16 protein-coding genes are annotated in these 18,235 nt (G+C 35.7%); 12 read left to right on the top strand and 4 right to left on the bottom strand.

Annotated elements, in window-relative coordinates:
- The first annotated feature begins 5 nt into the window (after positions 1–5).
- Complete coding sequence (locus ID741_RS03425; RefSeq protein ID WP_438719049.1) at positions 6–1,103, top strand: PTS fructose transporter subunit IIC; 1,098 nt, start codon at positions 6–8, stop codon at positions 1,101–1,103.
- Positions 1,100–1,768: a bifunctional 4-hydroxy-2-oxoglutarate aldolase/2-dehydro-3-deoxy-phosphogluconate aldolase gene (locus ID741_RS03420; RefSeq protein WP_218327089.1), complete on the top strand. Its 669-nt coding sequence runs from the start codon at positions 1,100–1,102 to the stop codon at positions 1,766–1,768. Before ID741_RS03425 ends, ID741_RS03420 begins: the two co-directional genes overlap by 4 nt.
- 72 nt (positions 1,769–1,840) lie before the next feature.
- Here the strand turns inward: ID741_RS03420 and ID741_RS03415 are convergent, their stop codons facing one another.
- Positions 1,841–3,760: a HelD family protein gene (locus tag ID741_RS03415; RefSeq protein ID WP_438719047.1), complete on the bottom strand. Its 1,920-nt coding sequence runs from the start codon at positions 3,758–3,760 to the stop codon at positions 1,841–1,843.
- Between the two features lie 68 nt (positions 3,761–3,828).
- Here ID741_RS03415 and ID741_RS03410 point away from each other — a divergent pair, with 68 nt between their 5' ends.
- The 8 genes from ID741_RS03410 (at position 3,829) to ID741_RS03375 (ending at position 13,595) form a co-directional block, all read left to right on the top strand.
- Complete coding sequence (locus ID741_RS03410) at positions 3,829–4,587, top strand: MerR family transcriptional regulator (protein ID WP_246601543.1); 759 nt, start codon at positions 3,829–3,831, stop codon at positions 4,585–4,587.
- 113 nt (positions 4,588–4,700) lie between these two features.
- A complete protein-coding gene (locus tag ID741_RS03405) occupies positions 4,701–5,684 on the top strand; it encodes a LacI family DNA-binding transcriptional regulator (RefSeq protein ID WP_218327086.1) in 984 nt (327 codons plus the stop codon).
- 156 nt (positions 5,685–5,840) lie between these two features.
- On the top strand, positions 5,841–7,073 hold the full coding sequence (locus ID741_RS03400; protein WP_438719046.1) for an extracellular solute-binding protein: 1,233 nt from the start codon (positions 5,841–5,843) through the stop codon (positions 7,071–7,073).
- Positions 7,074–7,086: 13 nt separating this feature from the next.
- Positions 7,087–8,424: a carbohydrate ABC transporter permease gene (locus tag ID741_RS03395; protein ID WP_438719045.1), complete on the top strand. Its 1,338-nt coding sequence runs from the start codon at positions 7,087–7,089 to the stop codon at positions 8,422–8,424.
- Positions 8,425–9,255, top strand: coding sequence for a sugar ABC transporter permease (locus ID741_RS03390; protein ID WP_438719044.1), 831 nt, complete (start codon positions 8,425–8,427; stop codon positions 9,253–9,255).
- Positions 9,256–9,267: 12 nt separating this feature from the next.
- Entirely contained in the window at positions 9,268–11,007 is a 1,740-nt protein-coding gene (locus tag ID741_RS03385; RefSeq protein ID WP_438719043.1) for a glycoside hydrolase family 13 protein, read from the top strand.
- A complete protein-coding gene (gene gtfA, locus ID741_RS03380) occupies positions 11,007–12,449 on the top strand; it encodes a sucrose phosphorylase (protein WP_438719042.1) in 1,443 nt (480 codons plus the stop codon). Before ID741_RS03385 ends, gtfA begins: the two co-directional genes overlap by 1 nt.
- Positions 12,450–12,485: 36 nt before the next feature.
- Positions 12,486–13,595, top strand: a complete 1,110-nt coding sequence (locus tag ID741_RS03375; protein WP_218327081.1) for an ABC transporter ATP-binding protein — start codon at positions 12,486–12,488, stop codon at positions 13,593–13,595.
- 96 nt (positions 13,596–13,691) lie between these two features.
- Here the strand turns inward: ID741_RS03375 and ID741_RS03370 are convergent, their stop codons facing one another.
- From ID741_RS03370 to ID741_RS03360, 3 genes are all read right to left on the bottom strand, one after another.
- Positions 13,692–14,960, bottom strand: coding sequence for a Rid family hydrolase (locus tag ID741_RS03370; protein WP_438719040.1), 1,269 nt, complete (start codon positions 14,958–14,960; stop codon positions 13,692–13,694).
- Between the two features lie 161 nt (positions 14,961–15,121).
- A complete protein-coding gene (locus ID741_RS03365; RefSeq protein WP_438719039.1) occupies positions 15,122–16,141 on the bottom strand; it encodes an LLM class flavin-dependent oxidoreductase in 1,020 nt (339 codons plus the stop codon).
- Positions 16,142–16,278: 137 nt separating this feature from the next.
- Positions 16,279–16,635: a winged helix-turn-helix transcriptional regulator gene (locus ID741_RS03360; protein WP_218327161.1), complete on the bottom strand. Its 357-nt coding sequence runs from the start codon at positions 16,633–16,635 to the stop codon at positions 16,279–16,281.
- A gap of 127 nt (positions 16,636–16,762) precedes the next feature.
- On the opposite strand from ID741_RS03360, the gene ID741_RS03355 reads away from it, so the two are divergent.
- Both ID741_RS03355 and ID741_RS03350 read left to right on the top strand, forming a co-directional pair.
- Positions 16,763–17,602 carry an aldo/keto reductase gene (locus ID741_RS03355; protein WP_438719038.1) on the top strand — a complete coding sequence of 280 codons (840 nt, stop codon included), beginning with the start codon at positions 16,763–16,765 and terminating at the stop codon, positions 17,600–17,602.
- 22 nt (positions 17,603–17,624) lie between these two features.
- A complete protein-coding gene (locus tag ID741_RS03350) occupies positions 17,625–18,101 on the top strand; it encodes a VOC family protein (RefSeq protein ID WP_438720443.1) in 477 nt (158 codons plus the stop codon).
- Positions 18,102–18,235 lie beyond the last annotated feature (134 nt).

Here is an 18,235-nt window from a genome sequence, read left to right as displayed (position 1 = left end):
GGCAGATGAATATAAAACCAATATTAAAAGAAATTCAGAAATCATTTTTAAGTGGCGTGTCGTTTATGATGCCGGCTGTTGTAGCTGGTGGTATCATGCTGGCAATATCTTTAGCAACAGGAGAAAAAAGTGAGACTGGTGTTGTAGTAACTAGCGAATTGATGCAAAATATTAATATTCTTGGAAAAGCAGCTTTTGCTATGATGATTCCTATTTTAGGAGGATACATCGCTTATTCTATCGCTGGTAAACCTGGTCTGGCGCCAGGGATGATTTTAGGATTTCTAGCCAATAATCCAGTAATGATCAATGAAGTTGAAGTGAAATCTGGTTTCTTAGGAGCGATGCTTTTAGGTGTTGCAGCCGGTTATTTTGTTAAATGGATTAAGACATGGAAAGTCAGCAAAACTATTAAAACCATTTTACCAATTTTAATTATTCCTACAATCACCGTACTGGTTCTGGGTATGCTGTATATCTACGTAATTGCTAGTCCGTTAGCATTTTTAATGAACAGCTTAACAAATATTATGAGTAGTTTAAATGGTAGTAGTGCCATCTTATTAGCAGTTTTTATCGGATTGTTTGGAGAAGTAGATATGGGCGGTCCAATTACCAAATCAGTCTCGATGTTTACCCTAGCTTTAATGAATGAAGGCGTCTACGAACCAAATGGCATGTTTAGAATTGCTGTAGCTATTCCACCAATTGGCATTTTTCTAGCAACGTTATTCTTTAAAAAGAAATTTACTGAAGGCGATCGTGACGCTGCTGTGGCAGCGGGAATTATGGGTTGTATCGGAATAACTGAAGGAGCCATTCCCTTTGTAGTAAGTGATATCAAACGAATCTTACCTTCAACGATGATTGGAACAGCAGTGGGTTGTGTGATCGGTGCGATTGGTAATGTGAGATGTTTTGTTCCTCATGGTGGTTTTATTGTTTTACCAGTTGTTGAAAATAAAATCTGGTTTGTTGCAGCTATCGTAATTGGTTCATTAGTAACAGCTGGGATTTTAGGATTTTTGAAACCGAGTCTCGAAACCGAAACTAAAGAAGTCGTTAAAAAATCTATGAAGCTCACTGGAGAGAAAGTAAAATGACAGAAAATATCATAAATGTAATTGAAGAAAATAAAATTATAGCCATTTGCAGAGGAACTTACGGTGAAGAGTTGTTCCAACTTGTTTCAGCATTGGAAAAAGGAGGCGTAAAGCTAGTAGAAGTCACCTTTGATCAAGGAGATCCTGATTGTCTAAGTAAAACCAGCACAGCAATTGCTAAATTGTCTCAAAAATTTAATGATTCTATGGTGATTGGTGCAGGTACGGTGGTTACTTTAGAGCAAGTCGAAACAGCCTATCAAGCGGGAGCCAAATACATCATTTCTCCTAATACAAATCCAGCTATTATCAAAAGAACGAAAGAGTTAGGGATGGTTTCTATGCCAGGGGCAATGACGCCGACTGAAATCTTGGCTGCTCATGAAGCTGGCGCAGATTTTGTCAAAGTATTCCCTGTGGGGGCATTAGGTTTAGGTTATGTCAAAGACATTAGAGGGCCGATTAATCATGTTAAATTAATTGCTACAGCAGGAGTTACACCGGATAATTTGAAGGACTATTTAGCAGCTGGCTTTTCTGGCTCTGGAATCAGTGGCTACTTAACAAACAAGAAATTTATCCAATCTAAACAATTCGATGTTTTAACGGAACATGCCAAAGAATTGATGCAAATTGTCGAAAAATTTAAAGCTGAAAATAAATAAGAAAAGACAAACAAGTAGCTTGTTTTTGCTGCTTGTTTGTCTTTTTATATTGTAAATTAAATGATGCAAGAGTTATTTATAAATGATTAATTCATGCAAAGCTCTCGTGGCCCCGATATACATAAAAGCAGGTTGTTGCTGCTTATCAGAAACAAGTAAAATCACCGAATCAAATTCTAAACCTTTAGCAAATTGTAGCGAAGTTATGGCGATTGGTTGTGTAACGGCGGTAGATTCAGCAGAAATTGTCTGAACTTTGTAATCGGCTAAAACAGATTGTAAATGCTCTATGTCGGCTGTACTCTGGCAAATGATTCCGCAAGTTTGTAGCTTACCTTTAAGAAATCTATTTATTTGGGATTTTATTTGCTGGTTGAAAGAATCGGTTCTGTTTTCAATGATTACTGATTCTCCGTGCCGTTGAATAGCTTCCAAAGTATCTTCTGGAACGAATTGTTGCGCAAATTGGATAATTTCAAAAGAAGAACGATAGCTTTTCTTCAAGAAAAAAGTTTTTGGCTTAGTTAATAATTCGGACAAATCAGTTAAAAAACCAGCATCTTTTGGAATAAGAATCTGATAAATATCGCCGCAATAGATTTTTTTGGCAGAAAAAAGCTTTTGCAGAACTGTAAATTGTAAAAGGGTATAGTCTTGCATCTCATCAACGACTAAATATTTTACCGAGGTATCGACGGTTAAGCCTTCAAAAAAATCTTTGATGTAGAGAATTGGATATAAATCACTAGCATTTAATTGTTCCGCAGTTTTTTGAGTGAATTTCAAATAGGTGGCTACTTCATTTTGATAAGCTAAACGTTTTGTTAAGCTTTTTTCCAGATTGGTTTGTAGCTTTTTTTGACCTTGTGTAAAGGAACGACTTATTTTTGAAATTAGTGACATTAAAGGTAGGGATTCAGCAAAAAGAGTCTCTAGTTCTTCGGCTGAAATAGCGTTAGTTCCAACTTTTAAATCTGTCTGCCAAAGTTTGGCTTTTTCGGCATTTAAAAAAGCAGTTAAATCTTTTTCAAAGTCAGTCGATTGTTTGTAATAATATGCTTGTGAAAAAGCTGAATCAGGTTCCGCTAGAACAGTTGCCAATTCTTGCTGATAACTTAGTTGGACTGGTAATTGTAGGATATTTTGCGCCAATTCTTCAAAAGTTAATTGCCGCAAATCATTTTCTCCAAGTTCAGGTAAGACATTAGCGATATAGTTAGAAAAAACTTTATTTGGAGATAAAATCAGGATATTTTCAGCTTGTAAGGTTTCTCGCTCTTGGTAGAGTAAATAAGCCAAGCGATGCAGAGCAATCGAAGTTTTTCCTGAGCCAGCCACACCTTGCATGATAATATCGACATCTTTTGGTTGACGAATAATAGTATTTTGTTCTTTTTGAATCGTTTGAATGATATTTTTCATTTGCTGACTACTGGTTTTGCTTAATGTTTCAGTCAAAAACACATCACTAATTCCTTCTGCAACATTAAATAGATTCACTAACTCACCAGACTGAATATCAAATTGTATTTTTTTTAAATTTTCACCGCTAAAATAATGCTTCCCAACTTGATAACCGCTTTTGCCCAAACCAAAGTCATAATACAAAGTTGCAATAGGCGCCCGCCAATCATAAACATATTGATTTCCCAGTTCATCGGATAAACCATAACGACCAATATAAAAATCCTCAGGGACTGGATCATCGTCAAATTGAAAAACCACTTTAGCAAAGTAGGGACTATTTTCTTGGTAAGTTAATTTGCCGATTTGTTGGCTTTCTAAAATATTACGCGAATCAATGAATTTTAGGTTTTGATGATGATTATAAACCTCATATTTATCCAGTTCGTGGCTGTAATCAACCGTGTATTTTTTTACCGCCCGATATTCTTGTTCACTTTGATCTAAAGACAATTCTAGCTGCATTATTTTCTCTTGCACCGTTTGAATTACTTTATTTAAATATTTTTTCTCAGTTAATAAAGTCATACGCATCCCTCCTTTTTCATGCTATCATGACAAGAGAACTCTGGTGGTTTAGTGGAGGGTTAATTGATTTGAAAAAATATTCAACAAGTGAAGTCGCAAGAGCAGTCAAACTTCATCCTAATACAATACGGAAATATGAAGAGTGGCAATTGATTCCAGCACCGTTGCGACAAAAAAATGGTTATCGGATTTATACGGAGTATCACATTCAACTTATTCAAATTGCGCGAATTGGTTTTTCAGTAGAAATTATTCACGGCAATTTGCGAAAGAAAATTACCGAAGTGATTCACAGCTTGGCTAGCTATGATTTTCAGCAAGCTAGAAAATTATTGACAGAATATTTTCAGCTCATTGAAACAGAGCAATCTAAAGCAGAAGAAGCCATTCGACTCACCTCAGTTGATTTGCAAAAATTGAAAAATAATAAAAAGCAAACCTTTACGCGTAAACAAGCGGCCGATTATTTAGACATTACTATTGATACACTGAGAAATTGGGAATTGAATGGTTTAATCACTGTGCCCCGTCAGAAAAATCATTATCGTAGTTACGATGAACAAACCATCGCGTTGCTGAAAATCATCCGAACACTACGTAACGCAAATTACTCTTTAAGTGCCATTCTACGATTTATGCAAGCGTTAGAGCAGAAACACATGTTAACCCAACAAGAAATTCAACTGACTTTAAATCGGTTAAGTGATAACGACTATATCCATTCAGTTTGTGATACGCTATTAATTTCATTGGAAAATGCGGAAAACAATGCTATTTTGATAGAAGAGAAGATGAGAGCGCTGGAAAATATCGCTTGTCATCCATAACAGAATTATTTGATTTGACTATAAAGTCTGTAGAATAGATAACTTTTCAAAATTTGATGTATTTTACAAAGTTAAGTAGAACAACTGAACAAAGTAATTTTTAGGAGATTATTATGGCTAAAATAGAAGATGTAGCAAAGAAAACGGGGTATTCCATTACAACAATCTCTCGGGCGATTAATGGACATCCTTATGTTTCTGACAAAACCAAAGAAAAAATTTTTACTGCTATGCGGGAATTGAATTATTATCCGAATAATATTGCTCAACAACTGAGAGGCCAAGGAACAAAAATGATTGGTGTGGTTATTTCTTTTATCACAAACCCGTTTTTTGCCTACTTAGTTGATGCGATTGAACGCTATTTATCTGATGAAGGATACCAAGTCGTGATTCTCCAAACCTTGGAAAATTCAAAAAAAGAATTAAAATATATAGAAATGTTACAAAAGAAACAACTTGATGGCTTAATTATGGCTAACTTGGAGAATGATAAGCCAGAAGTAGTGGAATTAATAAAAAATGGCAAGATTGTTTTATGTAATCGCTATTTGGGAGATGAAGATCTGCCAATTATTCAAATTAATGAGCAACAAGCAGCCTATGAAGGAACTAAATATTTGATTGATACTGGCTACAAAAAACTTGCTTTTTGTAGTGGAGGAGTAAAAAATCAGCACGACCATCGTTTCATTGGTTTTATGCAAGCAGTAGAAGAGGCAGGACTGACTTTTGACGAAAACTTATTTTTCCCTAAAATGTTAAATATTGAAGACGGAGAAAACTGGCTGAAGCAAAGATTGAATCAAAAAAAATCCTTACCAGATGCGGTTTTTACTAACGGAGATGAGGTAGCAGCGGGAATACTAAGCGAAGCACTAAAAAATGACTTGAACATACCAGCCGATTTAGCCTTAATTGGTTTTGATGATCAGCCGATTGCTGCTGTGTTAAATCCTGCTTTAACAACTATTCACCAACCAATTAAAGAAATCGGTGAACATGCAGCAAAAGTTTTGCTAGCCCATTTACACAATCAAGAATTACCTGAAATACCAAATTTTTCAACAAAATTGATGATTCGTGGAACAACTTAAACAGGAATCATCTTTTTTTCTTTTTTATGAAAACGGTTGACATATAGAAAAATTGCTGTTATTCTCCAAATATGAAAACGGTTGTCAATTTGTTTTGCTTTGATATGAAAACGGTTGTCAATTCATAAAGATCAGCTGACTGAAAGGAAGGAAATCATGAAAAAGTGGGTCGCAATGATTGGATTTTTTGGATTATTAATTGGTTTAAGTAGCTGCGGACAACGAAATCAAACGTATGAACCAGAAATTAAAACTGATGCTAAAGAAGTAAAGTTAAAAGTTTGGGTAGATTTGAATCAAGGTGATTATTATCGTAGTGTGGTGGATGATTTTAAAAAAGCACATCCCGAAAAAAAATACGATATTACTGTCATTGAGTCTGAATCAGGTAGAGCGCAGGAATATTTACAAAAAGATCCTGAATCAGCAGCCGATATTTTTGTGACACCTCATGATCGATTGGGACAAATGGTTGAATCTGGTGCAGTCTATCAATTAACGAAGTATACCGATGAAATTAAACAAGAAAATACGCCAACATCAGTGCAAGCAGCAACTTATCAGGACAAAATTTATGGCTTCCCGACAACTTCTGAATCAATGTTTATGTATTATGACAAACGAGTTTTCTCAGAAGAAGAGGTTCAAAATTTTAATGATATTACGACTAAAGGAAAAATTGGGATTAACTTAGAGGAAGCCGGTGCAGATTTTCGTGAGACACCTTGGTTTATGTCCAACGGTTCTAGCTTATATGGTGAAAATGGCGAAGATCCTTATGGTACGACTTTTAATTCTCCTGAAGGCGTAGAAACCCTGACATGGATTGCTAACTTACAAAAAAATAAAAATGTTGTCCCTGTTAACGCTGATGAAATCAATGCACTACGATCTGGAAAAATTAATGCTGTCCTCAGTGGTGTTTGGAATACTGAAGCAATTGAAGAAGTTTTAGGAAAAAATATGGGCGTCGCTGCGTATCCAAGTGCTGACTTAGGAAACGGTGAAGTTCCTTTGTATGCTTTTCAACAATGTAATATTTTTTGTATTAACGCATTCACCCAATATCCGTTAGATGCGATGGCATTAACTAATTACTTAACGAGTGAAAAAGTACAAGTAAAAGCTTTTGAAGAACTAGGAAAAGTTCCAAGCAATCAAATGGCACGAAAAAATGAAGCTGTCGCAAATGATCCCGTAGCTGAGGCGGTGATTGAAATGACAACAGAAGAACATTCAGTCTTAATGCCGAAAATCCCTGAAATGAATGTCTTTTGGCAACATATGAATTCATTATTGGTGGACGCTTATAAAGGTAAAATTCCGCAGACGGATTTTCCTAAATCATTAGATAAATTAGTTGATGAAATCACACCAGAAAAGGAATAGTGGAGGTTATGGGATGCAAAAAAGTATGAAATTAAAAAATATCTTTTCTCAAGGAGATCGCGGAACCAGACTTTCTTTTATCTTGATGGGTTTTGGCAACTTTGAAAAAGGACAACGCATTAAAGGGTTGTTGTATTTATTAGGAGAAATTAGTTTTATAGCTTTTATGCTGACGCAAGGTCGTTGGTTTTTACAAGGAATGCTAACTTTAGGGACGCAAAAGCAAGCATGGAATTTCAATCGAAATTTAGGAATATTTGTTAGAACGCCTGGAGATAATTCCATGATTATGTTGATTTACAGCATTATGACTTGTATGGTAGTGGTTTTATTTTTCTTCTTTTACCGCTCAAATATTCAAAGTGCTTTCCAGGCACAGCAATTAAAAGAAAAAAAGTTGGCGATACCTTCTTTTATTCAAGACGTAAAAAATTTATTGGATGGGAAATTCCATTTAACATTATTATCGATTCCGGTTATTAGTGCGATTGTGTTCACGGTTATGCCGATTATTTATATGATTCTCTTAGCATTTACAAATTATGATCACAATCACTTACCGCCACGAAATTTGTTTGGTTGGGTAGGGTTAGTCAATTTTAAAAATGTCTTAAATGGAGATATTTCTGGAACTTTCTTTCCATTGCTAGGTTGGACATTAATTTGGGCCTTCTTTGCAACAATTACTTGTTTCTTCTTTGGCGTCATGTTGGCATTATTAATTAATCAAAAAGGTGTCAAATTTAAAAAGTTTTGGCGGACCATTTTTGTTATTACTATGGCAGTACCACCTTTTGTTTCTTTGTTAGTGATGCAAAATTTATTGCACGCGGCCGGACCAATCAATACTTTGTTGGAAAATTGGGGTTGGATCACCGAGCCGATACCGTTTTTAACCGATTCATTATTAGCAAAAGTCTCAATTATTGTCGTTAACATGTGGATTGGGATTCCCGTAACAATGTTGATTTCTACTGGGATCTTAATTAATTTACCAGAAGATCAACTAGAAGCTGCTAGGATTGATGGAGCTAATAGCTTTCATATTTTCCGCTTTATTACTTTTCCGCAAATTTTAGCTGTGATGCTACCAAGTTTGATTCAGCAATTTATCGGTAACATCAATAATTTCAATGTAATTTACCTATTAACCGGTGGCGGTCCGTCAAATAGTAATTATTATGGCGCTGGCGACACCGATCTGTTAGTGACCTGGTTATACAAGTTAACTGTGGAATCAGCAGATTACAATTTGGCGTCGGTTATTGGGATTATTACATTTGTGTTAAGTGCTGTATTTTCGTTGTTTGCCTATACCAGAACCAATGCTTATAAGGAAGGAAGTAATTAAATGAAAAAACATAGATTATGGCCCAATTTATTGTTGGTTCTGCTGGCAGTAGTTTGGATGTTTCCAATTTTCTGGTTGATTTTAACCGCCTTCCGTAGCGAGAGTGGGCAGTTTGTTTCATATATTTTCCCCAAAGAATACACCTTGGAAAATTTCAAATATCTTTTTAGCAACAATGCCAATTTTCCTTTCATGCTGTGGTTGAAGAATACTTTAATCGTATCGATTTGTTCTTGTTTATTAAGTACCTTTATTACTGTTTCGATGGCTTATGTATTATCGCGTTTACGTTTTCGTTTAAAAAAGACCATTCTAAAGACAGCTCTGGTCTTGAATATGTTTCCAGCTTTTATGAGCATGATTGCCGTTTATTATATTTTGAAAGCTTTTGATCTGACACAAACTTTACTAGCACTAGTGCTAATTTATTCATCAACAGCGGCGTTAACCTTCTATATTGCAAAAGGTTTTTTCGATACGATTCCAAAATCTTTGGATGAATCGGCGATGATTGATGGCGCAACAAAATTTCAAATTTTCACTAAAATTACTTTACCTATGTCAAAACCAATCATTGTATATACTGCATTGATGGCCTTCATGCAACCGTGGATGGATTTCATTTTCGCGAAAGTAATTATGGGAGACAATGTACCAAAATATACCGTATCCATTGGATTGTATTCCATGATTAATCAAACGACGGTTAATACGATGTATACCACATTTGCTGCCGGTTGTTTATTAATTGCTGTACCGATTACGTTACTATTTATCTACTTACAAAAATATTATGTCGAAGGTATTACCAATGGCGCCGTAAAAGGCTAAAAGGAGAAATTTATGACTGAAATGCAAACTTTCAAACAAGCAAATTTCACTCGAATTGATATGAATGAAAAAGAATGGTGGAAAAAATCGATTGTCTATCAAATCTATCCCCGTAGCTTTATGGATCAAAATGGTGATGGTGTAGGTGATCTTCAAGGAATTATTAGCAATCTAGATTATTTTCAAGAATTAGGCGTGAATGTTATCTGGCTTTGTCCGGTTTACCAGTCACCGATGGATGATGGCGGCTATGATATTGCCGATTATTATCAAATTGATCCAATGTTTGGTACCAATCAAGACATGGATCAATTGATCGAACAAGCTGATGCAAGAGGAATTAAAATTTTAATGGATTTAGTGGTTAATCATACTTCGGATGAACATGCGTGGTTCCAAGAAGCTCTAACTGATCCAAACAGTAAATATCGGGATTATTATATTTTCCGAAAAGGGATTGATGGACAAGCCCCTAATAATTGGCGATCTTATTTTGGTGGTTCTGCTTGGGAAAAAGTTCCAAATGAAGAAAATATGTTTTACTTACATGCTTTTTCAAAAAAACAACCAGATTTAAATTGGGAAAATCCCGAAGTACGAGAAGAATGTATCAATATGATTAACTGGTGGTTAGAAAAAGGTTTAGGTGGCTTTCGAATCGATGCTATTTTAAATCTGAAAAAAAGAATTGAGTATGGACAATTACCGGTTGACGGTGAAGATGGGTTAGCCTTTATCGGTCATTGGATTTTGAACCAACCAGGGATTGAAGAATGGTTAGCGGAAATTGACCAACGAACTTTCAGAAAATATAATGCGCTGACAGTTGCTGAAGCTGATGTACCAGAAGATCAATTGAGTCGTTATATTGGTGAAGATGGTTATTTTCGAATGATTTTTGATTTTAGCTATACCGATATCGATGTTCCTGAAACAGGAGAATGGTTTTTACAAAGTAATTGGACTGTTAAAGAATTAAAAGAAAATATTTTACAAAATGAATTAACGACTCAAAAATTTGGTTGGGGGGCAAAATATTTAGAAAATCATGACCAGCCACGTTCAATCAATAAATATTTACCTAATGAATATCAAAATGATCACAGTAAAAAAATGCTGGCTACATTATTCATGATGCTGCAAGGCACACCCTTTATTTATCAAGGACAAGAAATCGGTATGACCAATATTCGGATGGACGAGATGAGTGATTATGATGATATTGCCACCCACGACCAATATCGTCGAGCAATGCTTTCTGGTATGAGTCCTGAAGAAGCTTTTGAAGGCATGTATCTACGGAGTCGTGATAATAACCGCACACCGATGCAATGGTCCGATCAAAAAAATGCTGGATTTTCTGAGGCCGAGCAAACATGGATAAAAGTCAATTCAAATTACCAAACGATTAATGTAGAGGCAGAATTAAACGATGACCAGTCAGTTTTAGCCTTTTATCAAAAATTAATCGCACTGCGCCGTCAAGCAGGACCGTACCAAGAGGCAATTATTTTTGGTGAAGTTGTTCCTTACGAAGTTCCGCAAGAAGAAATTATTGCCTATAAACGTAGTACAGCTGAGGAAGAAGTATTAGTTATTGTTAACTTTTCAGCGAATCATCAAACCGTCAAATTAGATGGAAGCTATGAATTATTAATTGGAAATCAAGCTTATCAAACTAATCTAGAACAAATAAAGCTGGTGCCTTACGGGAGTCTAGTGTTAGGTAAAAAGTCAGAGGAGTCAAAATAATGGCGATTGAAAATAAAGCAATATTGATTACCTATGCAGATAGCCTGGGAAAAAATTTAAGTGAACTTGAGCAAGTAATGGACAAGTATTTAGCTGAAGCGATTGGCGGAATTCATTTATTGCCATTTTTCCCTTCAACTGGTGATCGTGGTTTTGCACCTAGAGATTATACCGTGGTAGATGAAAGTTTTGGAACTTGGGAAGAAATTGAAGCACTAGGGGAAAAGTATTACTTGATGTTTGATTTTATGATCAACCATATTTCTCGAGAATCAATTTTTTTCCAAGACTTTAAAAATAAGCATGAAGATTCTAAATATAAAGAGATGTTTATTCGAATCAATCAATTCTTTCCTGAAAATCGACCGACAGAAGCTGACATTGATTTGATTTACAAACGTAAAGATAAAGCACCTTTTCAGGCGGTTCATTTTGCAGATGGTAGCGTGGAAGAGGTTTGGAATACTTTTGGTGAAGAACAAATTGATTTAGATGTAACCAGAGAAGTGACGAAACAATTTATTCGTCAAACGATTCAAGACATGGCCAGTCATGGCTGTTCGATCATTCGCTTGGACGCATTTGCATATGCTATAAAAAAATTGGATACCAATGATTTCTTTGTAGAACCAGATATTTGGGAATTATTAGCAGAAGTGCGGCAAGAAGCACACAAATACCAGATTGAGTTGTTGCCAGAAATTCATGAACATTATTCGATTCAGTTTAAAATTGCCCAACACGATTATTTCATTTATGATTTTGCGTTGCCAATGTTAGTGTTACATGGGATCTATAGTGGTAAATCAGAAAGATTAGCGGCTTGGTTGAGACAAAGTCCAATGAAACAATTTACAACGCTCGATACTCATGATGGAATTGGCGTAGTAGATGCCAAAGATTTATTGACGGATCAGGAATTAAATTATACTTCTGAGAAGCTTTACGAGGTCGGCGCCAACGTTAAAAAAATCTATTCTTCGGCCAGTTACAATAATTTAGATATTTATCAAATCAATAGTACTTATTACAGTGCATTAGGCGAACAAGATGACAGTTATTTATTAGCACGAGCATTACAGATTTTTGCCCCAGGAATTCCACAAATTTATTATGTCGGTTTGTTGGCAGGTAAAAATGATATCGCCTTGTTAGAAGCAACCAAAGAAGGTCGAAATATTAATCGTCATTATTATGATTTAAATGAAATTTCTACTGAAGTACAGCGACCAGTTGTGCAAAAATTATTGAAATTATTGGCATTTCGCAATACTGATGACGCCTTTGATTTGAATGGAACCATTACCGTCGAAACTCCAACAGATCAAAAAATTGAAATTATTCGTCAAAATAGAACACAAACGCAGCAAGTTAAATTAATAGCTGATTTGTCGACAAGAGAGTTTATGATTTATCAAAATGGACAGACACTTTCAATTTAGCGCTAGAAAACGACTGGTTAAGAAAGGAAATAGACAATGACACAGTTAACTTTGGAACATATTTATAAAAAATATGATGGGGCAACCGAGTCCACCGTAAAAGATTTTAATTTGCAAATCAATGATCAGGAATTTATTGTTTTTGTCGGACCATCAGGTTGTGGTAAGTCGACCACCTTACGAATGATAGCTGGTTTAGAAGATATTACCGAAGGAAAATTAATGATTGGTGATTTAGTGGTGAATGATGCTGCACCCAAAGACCGTGATATTGCCATGGTTTTTCAAAACTATGCTCTGTATCCTCATATGACTGTTTTTGATAACATGGCTTTTGGTTTGAAATTGCGAAAATATAATAAAGAAGAAATTAAAAAACGTGTGGAAAATGCCGCTGAAATTCTGGGATTGACTGAATATTTAGCGAAAAAACCAGCTGCCATGTCTGGTGGGCAACGTCAGCGGGTCGCTTTAGGTCGTGCTATTGTCCGAGATGCGAAAGTTTTCTTAATGGACGAACCTTTATCAAATTTAGATGCTAAATTGCGTGTGTCAATGCGTGCTGAAATTGCCAAACTTCATCAACGTTTGGGAACGACCACTATCTATGTCACCCATGATCAAACTGAAGCGATGACAATGGCTGATCGAATTGTGATTATGCGAGATGGTATTATTCAACAAGTTGGCACACCACAAGAAGTTTACAATACACCTAAAAATGTTTTTGTAGCTGGTTTCATTGGCTCACCGGCAATGAATTTCTTTTCGGTTAATTTAAAAGCGGGATTCATTAATGACGAACAGGGTTTGCATTTGCGTATCCCAGAAGGAAAAAATAAAATTTTAAAAGAAAAAGGTTATGAAGGTAAATCCTTAATTTTTGGTATTCGACCAGAAGCTATTCAAAGTGAACAAGTCGTGATTGATGCTTCGCCAGAATCAGTGGTAAAAACAGAAGTCGTGGTTTCTGAGTTACTTGGAGCCGAATCAATGTTGTATACCAAAACAGGTGCGACAGAATTTGTGTCTAAAGTAGACGCTCGTGATTTCCATAAACCAGGTGAGATGATTGAGTTGGCTTTTAATATGAATAAAGCACACTTTTTCGATGCTGAAACAGAAGAGGTCATTACTTTGCCATAAAGTCGAAATTATTTTGATAAATACCAACTAAAAAGAGGCATCTTATTCTATCTCTGAATAAGATGCCTCTTAATTTTTTTTAGAAGTAGATAAATTCTAAACCAATGGCGGTGTGCCTTCAGCATTTCCAACAATTGCATCCATCTGAATCAAAGCACCTTTTGGTAATTCACTAACACCGACTACTCGGCGAGCAGGTGTGCCTTCTGGGAAGAAGTTTTGATACACTTCATTAACAGCATCCATATCTGCAAGATTTTTTACGAAAATATTGATTTTCACAGTATCAGCCATCACGTGGTCGACGCTTTCGATGACAGCTTTAATATTTTTCAGACACTGTTCAGTTTGTGCTTTGATACCGCCAGAGACAACATCGTCTGTATTTGGTGCAATTGGCAATTGAGCAGCAATATTATTGTAATGAGAAAAAGCAACTGATTGCGTAGCCAATGGACATTTCCAAGCGTCATTTGTATTGTTGGCTTCTAAAATTAAACCATGGCGATCTTCAATTGCTTGTGGCGGTGTGCCATCACCGTAAGAAACCACCGCTTCAATTTGAACATCTGCACCCATCGGTAGATCACTGACTACAGCAACTGTCCGTGCTGGTACATAAGCAACCGTTCTAGCAATAGCTGAATCTGGGAAGAAAGTTTTATACACTTCATCAACTGCTGGCATTTGGCTTAAGTCTTTTACGAAAATAGTAATTTTAACAATATCGTCTACCGGAACATCTACGCTAGTTAAAATTGATTTAATATTTTTCAAACTTTGAGCTGTCTGAACTTTGATGTCACCAGCTACTATCCGACCTGTTTCTGGATCAATTGGTAATTGTGCAGAGAGATTTGTGTAATGAGAAAAAGCAACAATTTGACTAGACAATACATCAGCTGGGGCATTTTCAGTGTGATTCGTTAATTTAATTAAATCACCTGCTTGTGGTGCGTTTGGAATAGTGCCTTCGCCATTTGAAAGTAGCGCCTCTACTTGAACTAAGGCATCTAACGGTAATGCGTCAACTGCTACAACAGTTCGAGTAGGTAGGTAATTAGCGAAATATTTTTTATAGACTGCATCAACTGCATCTAAATCTCTTAAATCTTTAACAAAAATAGTTAAACGAACGACGTCGCTCATCACATGATCGATACTTTGAACAATGGCAGCAACATTTTTAAATGCTTGTTCAGCTTGTTTCGTGATACCACCAGCTACTAATTTGCCAGATTGAGGATCAATCGGTAATTGAGCGGAAAGATTGTTGTAATGAGAAAAAGCTACTGACTGTGAAGCAAATTTGTCGATTGGTGCCTCTTGAGTGTTTCTTGCTAATACTACGTTGTCTTTGGTCATAAATAATTCCTTTCTCTTGCTAAAATATTTTTTGGTATTTAAAAAAAGTTTAAGGTATATAACTACCAATGTCAACGCTTTCGTAAAATTATTTTTATTTAGGCTAAAAAAAATTGTAAAAATAAAAATCTCACCCAAGATTGAGTGAGATTTATCATTGTTTAACGCCAACCTAAATCAGGTGCGATGTCTTTTACAATAGTATTTAGTAAATGAAGATTATATTCGACTCCCAAAGTATTAGGAATGGTTACTAATACAGTATCAGCTTCTTTAATTGCTTCATCTTCAGCCAGATCTTTTACAATTTTTTCCGGCTCACCAGAAAAGGTGCGTCCGAAAATGGATGGATTTTGATGATAAGCTAAGAAGCCAACTTGATCTTCTTGTTCACTGTCACGGCCAAATAATTTGAGATCTAAATCAGTCGTAATCGGTTGGATTGAACGAGTCACCAGAGTACGTGGTTCAAAATCATGTCCCGCTTTTTTCCAGGCCTCTTTATAAGCCCGTAATTGTTTGGCTTGTTGAATGTGGAAAGGTTCATTAGATTCATGATTGACTAGAGTAGAAGATTGCAAATTCATTCCATGTTGCGCTGCCCAAATGGCAGTTTCTTGTGAACCAGCTCCCCACCAAATGCGTTTGTCTAATCCTTCTGAATAAGGTTCAATTCGTAATTTTCCCGGGTCTTGGGGAAACATCGGCATTGGATTTGGTTCGGCAAAAGGTTTGCCTTCGATAATTTTCAAAAAGTCTAAAGTACGTTGACGAGCAATGTCTTTAATTTCCTCTTCACTGTAGTCGTAACCAAAATAATTCCAGCCATCTAAAACTTGCTCAGGTGACCCACGCCCTACACCTAATTGCACTCTACCTTCAGTAATAACATCTGTCAAACCAGCATTTTCTGCCATGTAATAAGGATTTTCATAACGCATATCAATCAAGCCAGTACCAATTTCAATTGTACTGGTTTTAGCGCCAATTGCAGAAAGTAATGGAAAAGGTGACCCAATTTGCGGTGCAAAATGATGCACCCGGAACCAAGCACCATCCACACCAATTTTTTCAGCTTCAACAGCTAAATCAATCGATTGTAGATAAGCTTCACTAGCCGTTTTAACCAATGAACCACGATCCATCCAATGACCAAAACTCAAAAATCCAATTTTTTTCATATGTATTTCCTCCTTTTTATTCGAAATTTTTATTATGTATAACAATTGTTATCTTACTATGGATTGAAATTATTGGCGAATGATTGTTCTCGCAGATAATATAAACTAAAAAAACCTGCCAATTTAGACAGGTTTAACTAGTCACAAATTAAGCGAACAGCTTTACCTTGATTTTGTAAAGTATTGATGTGCATTTCTCCCCAATTACACAAATTGTCTAATACGGTGCCCAAAGTTTCGCCGTATTCACTTAATGAATATTCTACTTTTGGAGGCACTTGGTTATAGACTTTACGGTTTATGATCTCAACTTCTTCTAATTCTCTTAATTGTTGGGTCAGCATTTTTTGGCTAATGCCGGGAATTTTCTTTTTTAATTCACTCGTTCGCAAAGCACCGTGGCGCAAGTTACACAAAATAATAGGTTTCCATTTTCCACCAATGGCTTCCATAGTGGCTTCTACACCTATATTGTAAATTTTTTCGCTGGTCATCATCTATTTAAATCCTTTCATTTCACAATAGGAACTTTTTAGTGCGTATATCACTTTAAAGTGCGTACTATACAAAAATATACTCTCATTATATATTAATTCCTGTATTCAGCAAGGAGGAAATGACATGATTCAAAAATTATCAGATACAGTTGAATTAAATAATGGTATTAAAATTCCAGGATTGGGTTTAGGTGTTTTTCAAATTTTTGATCAAGAAACGGCGGAAGTAGTAAAAAACGGAATAGTAAATGGCTATCGTCTGATTGATACCGCACAAATTTATGGCAATGAAAAAGGCACAGGAGCAGGAATTAAAGCTGGACTAGCGGCCACTGGTTTAAAACGCGAAGACTTATTTGTAACTTCGAAAGTCTGGAATGCGCGTTTAACTTATGAAGAAACGAAGCAATCTTTTGTAGAGTCTTTGGAAAAATTACAGTTAGATTATTTAGATTTATTTCTGATACATTGGCCAGGAAAGGATGCATATAAAGAATCTTGGTTAGCATTGGAAGATTTATATGCTGAAGGGAAAATTAAGGCCATTGGTGTGAGTAACTTTGAAATTTCCCATTTAAAGAATTTGTTATCTTTCGCAAAAGTTGTGCCGGTGATTAATCAAATTGAATTGCATCCTAAATTGGCACAGACAGAACTGCGTGATTTTGCTGCAGAAAACAAGATTAAAATTCAAGCGTGGTCACCCTTGATGCAAGGTCAGTTACTTGATCATCCGCTAATCGTTGAATTGGCTCAAAAATATGGTCAATCACCAGCACAGATTATCTTGCGTTGGGATGTACAACAGGAAATTTTACTTGTAGTGAAATCAATTCATCAAGAGCGTATGAAAAATAATGCAGCAATCTTTGATTTTAATATAGAACTTGAAGATATCGAAAAGCTAAATCAGTTAGATGAAGGATTACGTAGTGGTCCTGATCCAATGACATTTGATTTTTAATAAAAAAGGAGAGGATAAAATGATGAATCAAGGTTTTTCACTGGTGAATCACATCGGGATCACCGTCAGTAATTTAGAAAAATCAATTATATTTTATGAAGCTTTAACGGGGAAAAAAATTGCCAATCAAGATCAAATTGGCGGCGAGCGGATGGCTCAGTCACAAGGACTAAAAGATACGTTAATTAAGTATGCGAATTTGCAATTAGGAAATGTGAACATCGATCTTTTAGAATATGTCACACCTCAATCTAGTCGCGCCAACTATTCAAATGATCAAATTAGCGCTATGCATATGTGTTTTGAAGTAGAGGATTTACTAGCTGCAATGGCTCGCTTAAAAGAAATTGATATTGAGCCAGAAGGTGAGCCGATTTATTTTGAAGCACAGGATGGGTTGAAAGCTGGTTTTGGAACAGGAGTTGCTTATTTTACTGACCCAGATGGTACAAATTTGGAATTAATTGCACCAAAAGGGCCCTTTACAAGAGCAAAATAAAAGATAAAAACCGGACTTCTATTCAAGAAACAATTTTTTTATGGTTGTATGTTTGTAACTATCAGTAAAATGAGGTTTTGGAAGTGAGTAAAAAAGTATAACAAGAGGGAACTGAAACTCTTTTAAAAAAGTTT

This window comes from Enterococcus sp. AZ103 (genome assembly GCF_051714685.1).
Lineage (GTDB): Bacteria > Bacillota > Bacilli > Lactobacillales > Enterococcaceae > Enterococcus_A > Enterococcus_A alishanensis.
This window is presented reverse-complemented; position numbering and strand designations above follow the sequence as displayed.

What these genes read in the sequence shown, in the direction of transcription:
- ID741_RS03425 (WP_438719049.1), top strand. Translation starts at nt 6, where the DNA reads ATGAATATAAAACCAATATTAAAAGAAATTCAGAAATCATTTTTAAGT.
- ID741_RS03420 (WP_218327089.1), top strand. Translation starts at nt 1,100, where the DNA reads ATGACAGAAAATATCATAAATGTAATTGAAGAAAATAAAATTATAGCC.
- ID741_RS03415 (WP_438719047.1), bottom strand. Translation starts at nt 3,760, where the DNA reads ATGACTTTATTAACTGAGAAAAAATATTTAAATAAAGTAATTCAAACG.
- ID741_RS03405 (WP_218327086.1), top strand. Translation starts at nt 4,701, where the DNA reads ATGGCTAAAATAGAAGATGTAGCAAAGAAAACGGGGTATTCCATTACA.
- ID741_RS03400 (WP_438719046.1), top strand. Translation starts at nt 5,841, where the DNA reads ATGAAAAAGTGGGTCGCAATGATTGGATTTTTTGGATTATTAATTGGT.
- ID741_RS03395 (WP_438719045.1), top strand. Translation starts at nt 7,087, where the DNA reads ATGCAAAAAAGTATGAAATTAAAAAATATCTTTTCTCAAGGAGATCGC.
- ID741_RS03390 (WP_438719044.1), top strand. Translation starts at nt 8,425, where the DNA reads ATGAAAAAACATAGATTATGGCCCAATTTATTGTTGGTTCTGCTGGCA.
- ID741_RS03385 (WP_438719043.1), top strand. Translation starts at nt 9,268, where the DNA reads ATGACTGAAATGCAAACTTTCAAACAAGCAAATTTCACTCGAATTGAT.
- gtfA (WP_438719042.1), top strand. Translation starts at nt 11,007, where the DNA reads ATGGCGATTGAAAATAAAGCAATATTGATTACCTATGCAGATAGCCTG.
- ID741_RS03375 (WP_218327081.1), top strand. Translation starts at nt 12,486, where the DNA reads ATGACACAGTTAACTTTGGAACATATTTATAAAAAATATGATGGGGCA.
- ID741_RS03370 (WP_438719040.1), bottom strand. Translation starts at nt 14,960, where the DNA reads ATGACCAAAGACAACGTAGTATTAGCAAGAAACACTCAAGAGGCACCA.
- ID741_RS03365 (WP_438719039.1), bottom strand. Translation starts at nt 16,141, where the DNA reads ATGAAAAAAATTGGATTTTTGAGTTTTGGTCATTGGATGGATCGTGGT.
- ID741_RS03360 (WP_218327161.1), bottom strand. Translation starts at nt 16,635, where the DNA reads ATGACCAGCGAAAAAATTTACAATATAGGTGTAGAAGCCACTATGGAA.
- ID741_RS03355 (WP_438719038.1), top strand. Translation starts at nt 16,763, where the DNA reads ATGATTCAAAAATTATCAGATACAGTTGAATTAAATAATGGTATTAAA.
- ID741_RS03350 (WP_438720443.1), top strand. Translation starts at nt 17,625, where the DNA reads ATGAATCAAGGTTTTTCACTGGTGAATCACATCGGGATCACCGTCAGT.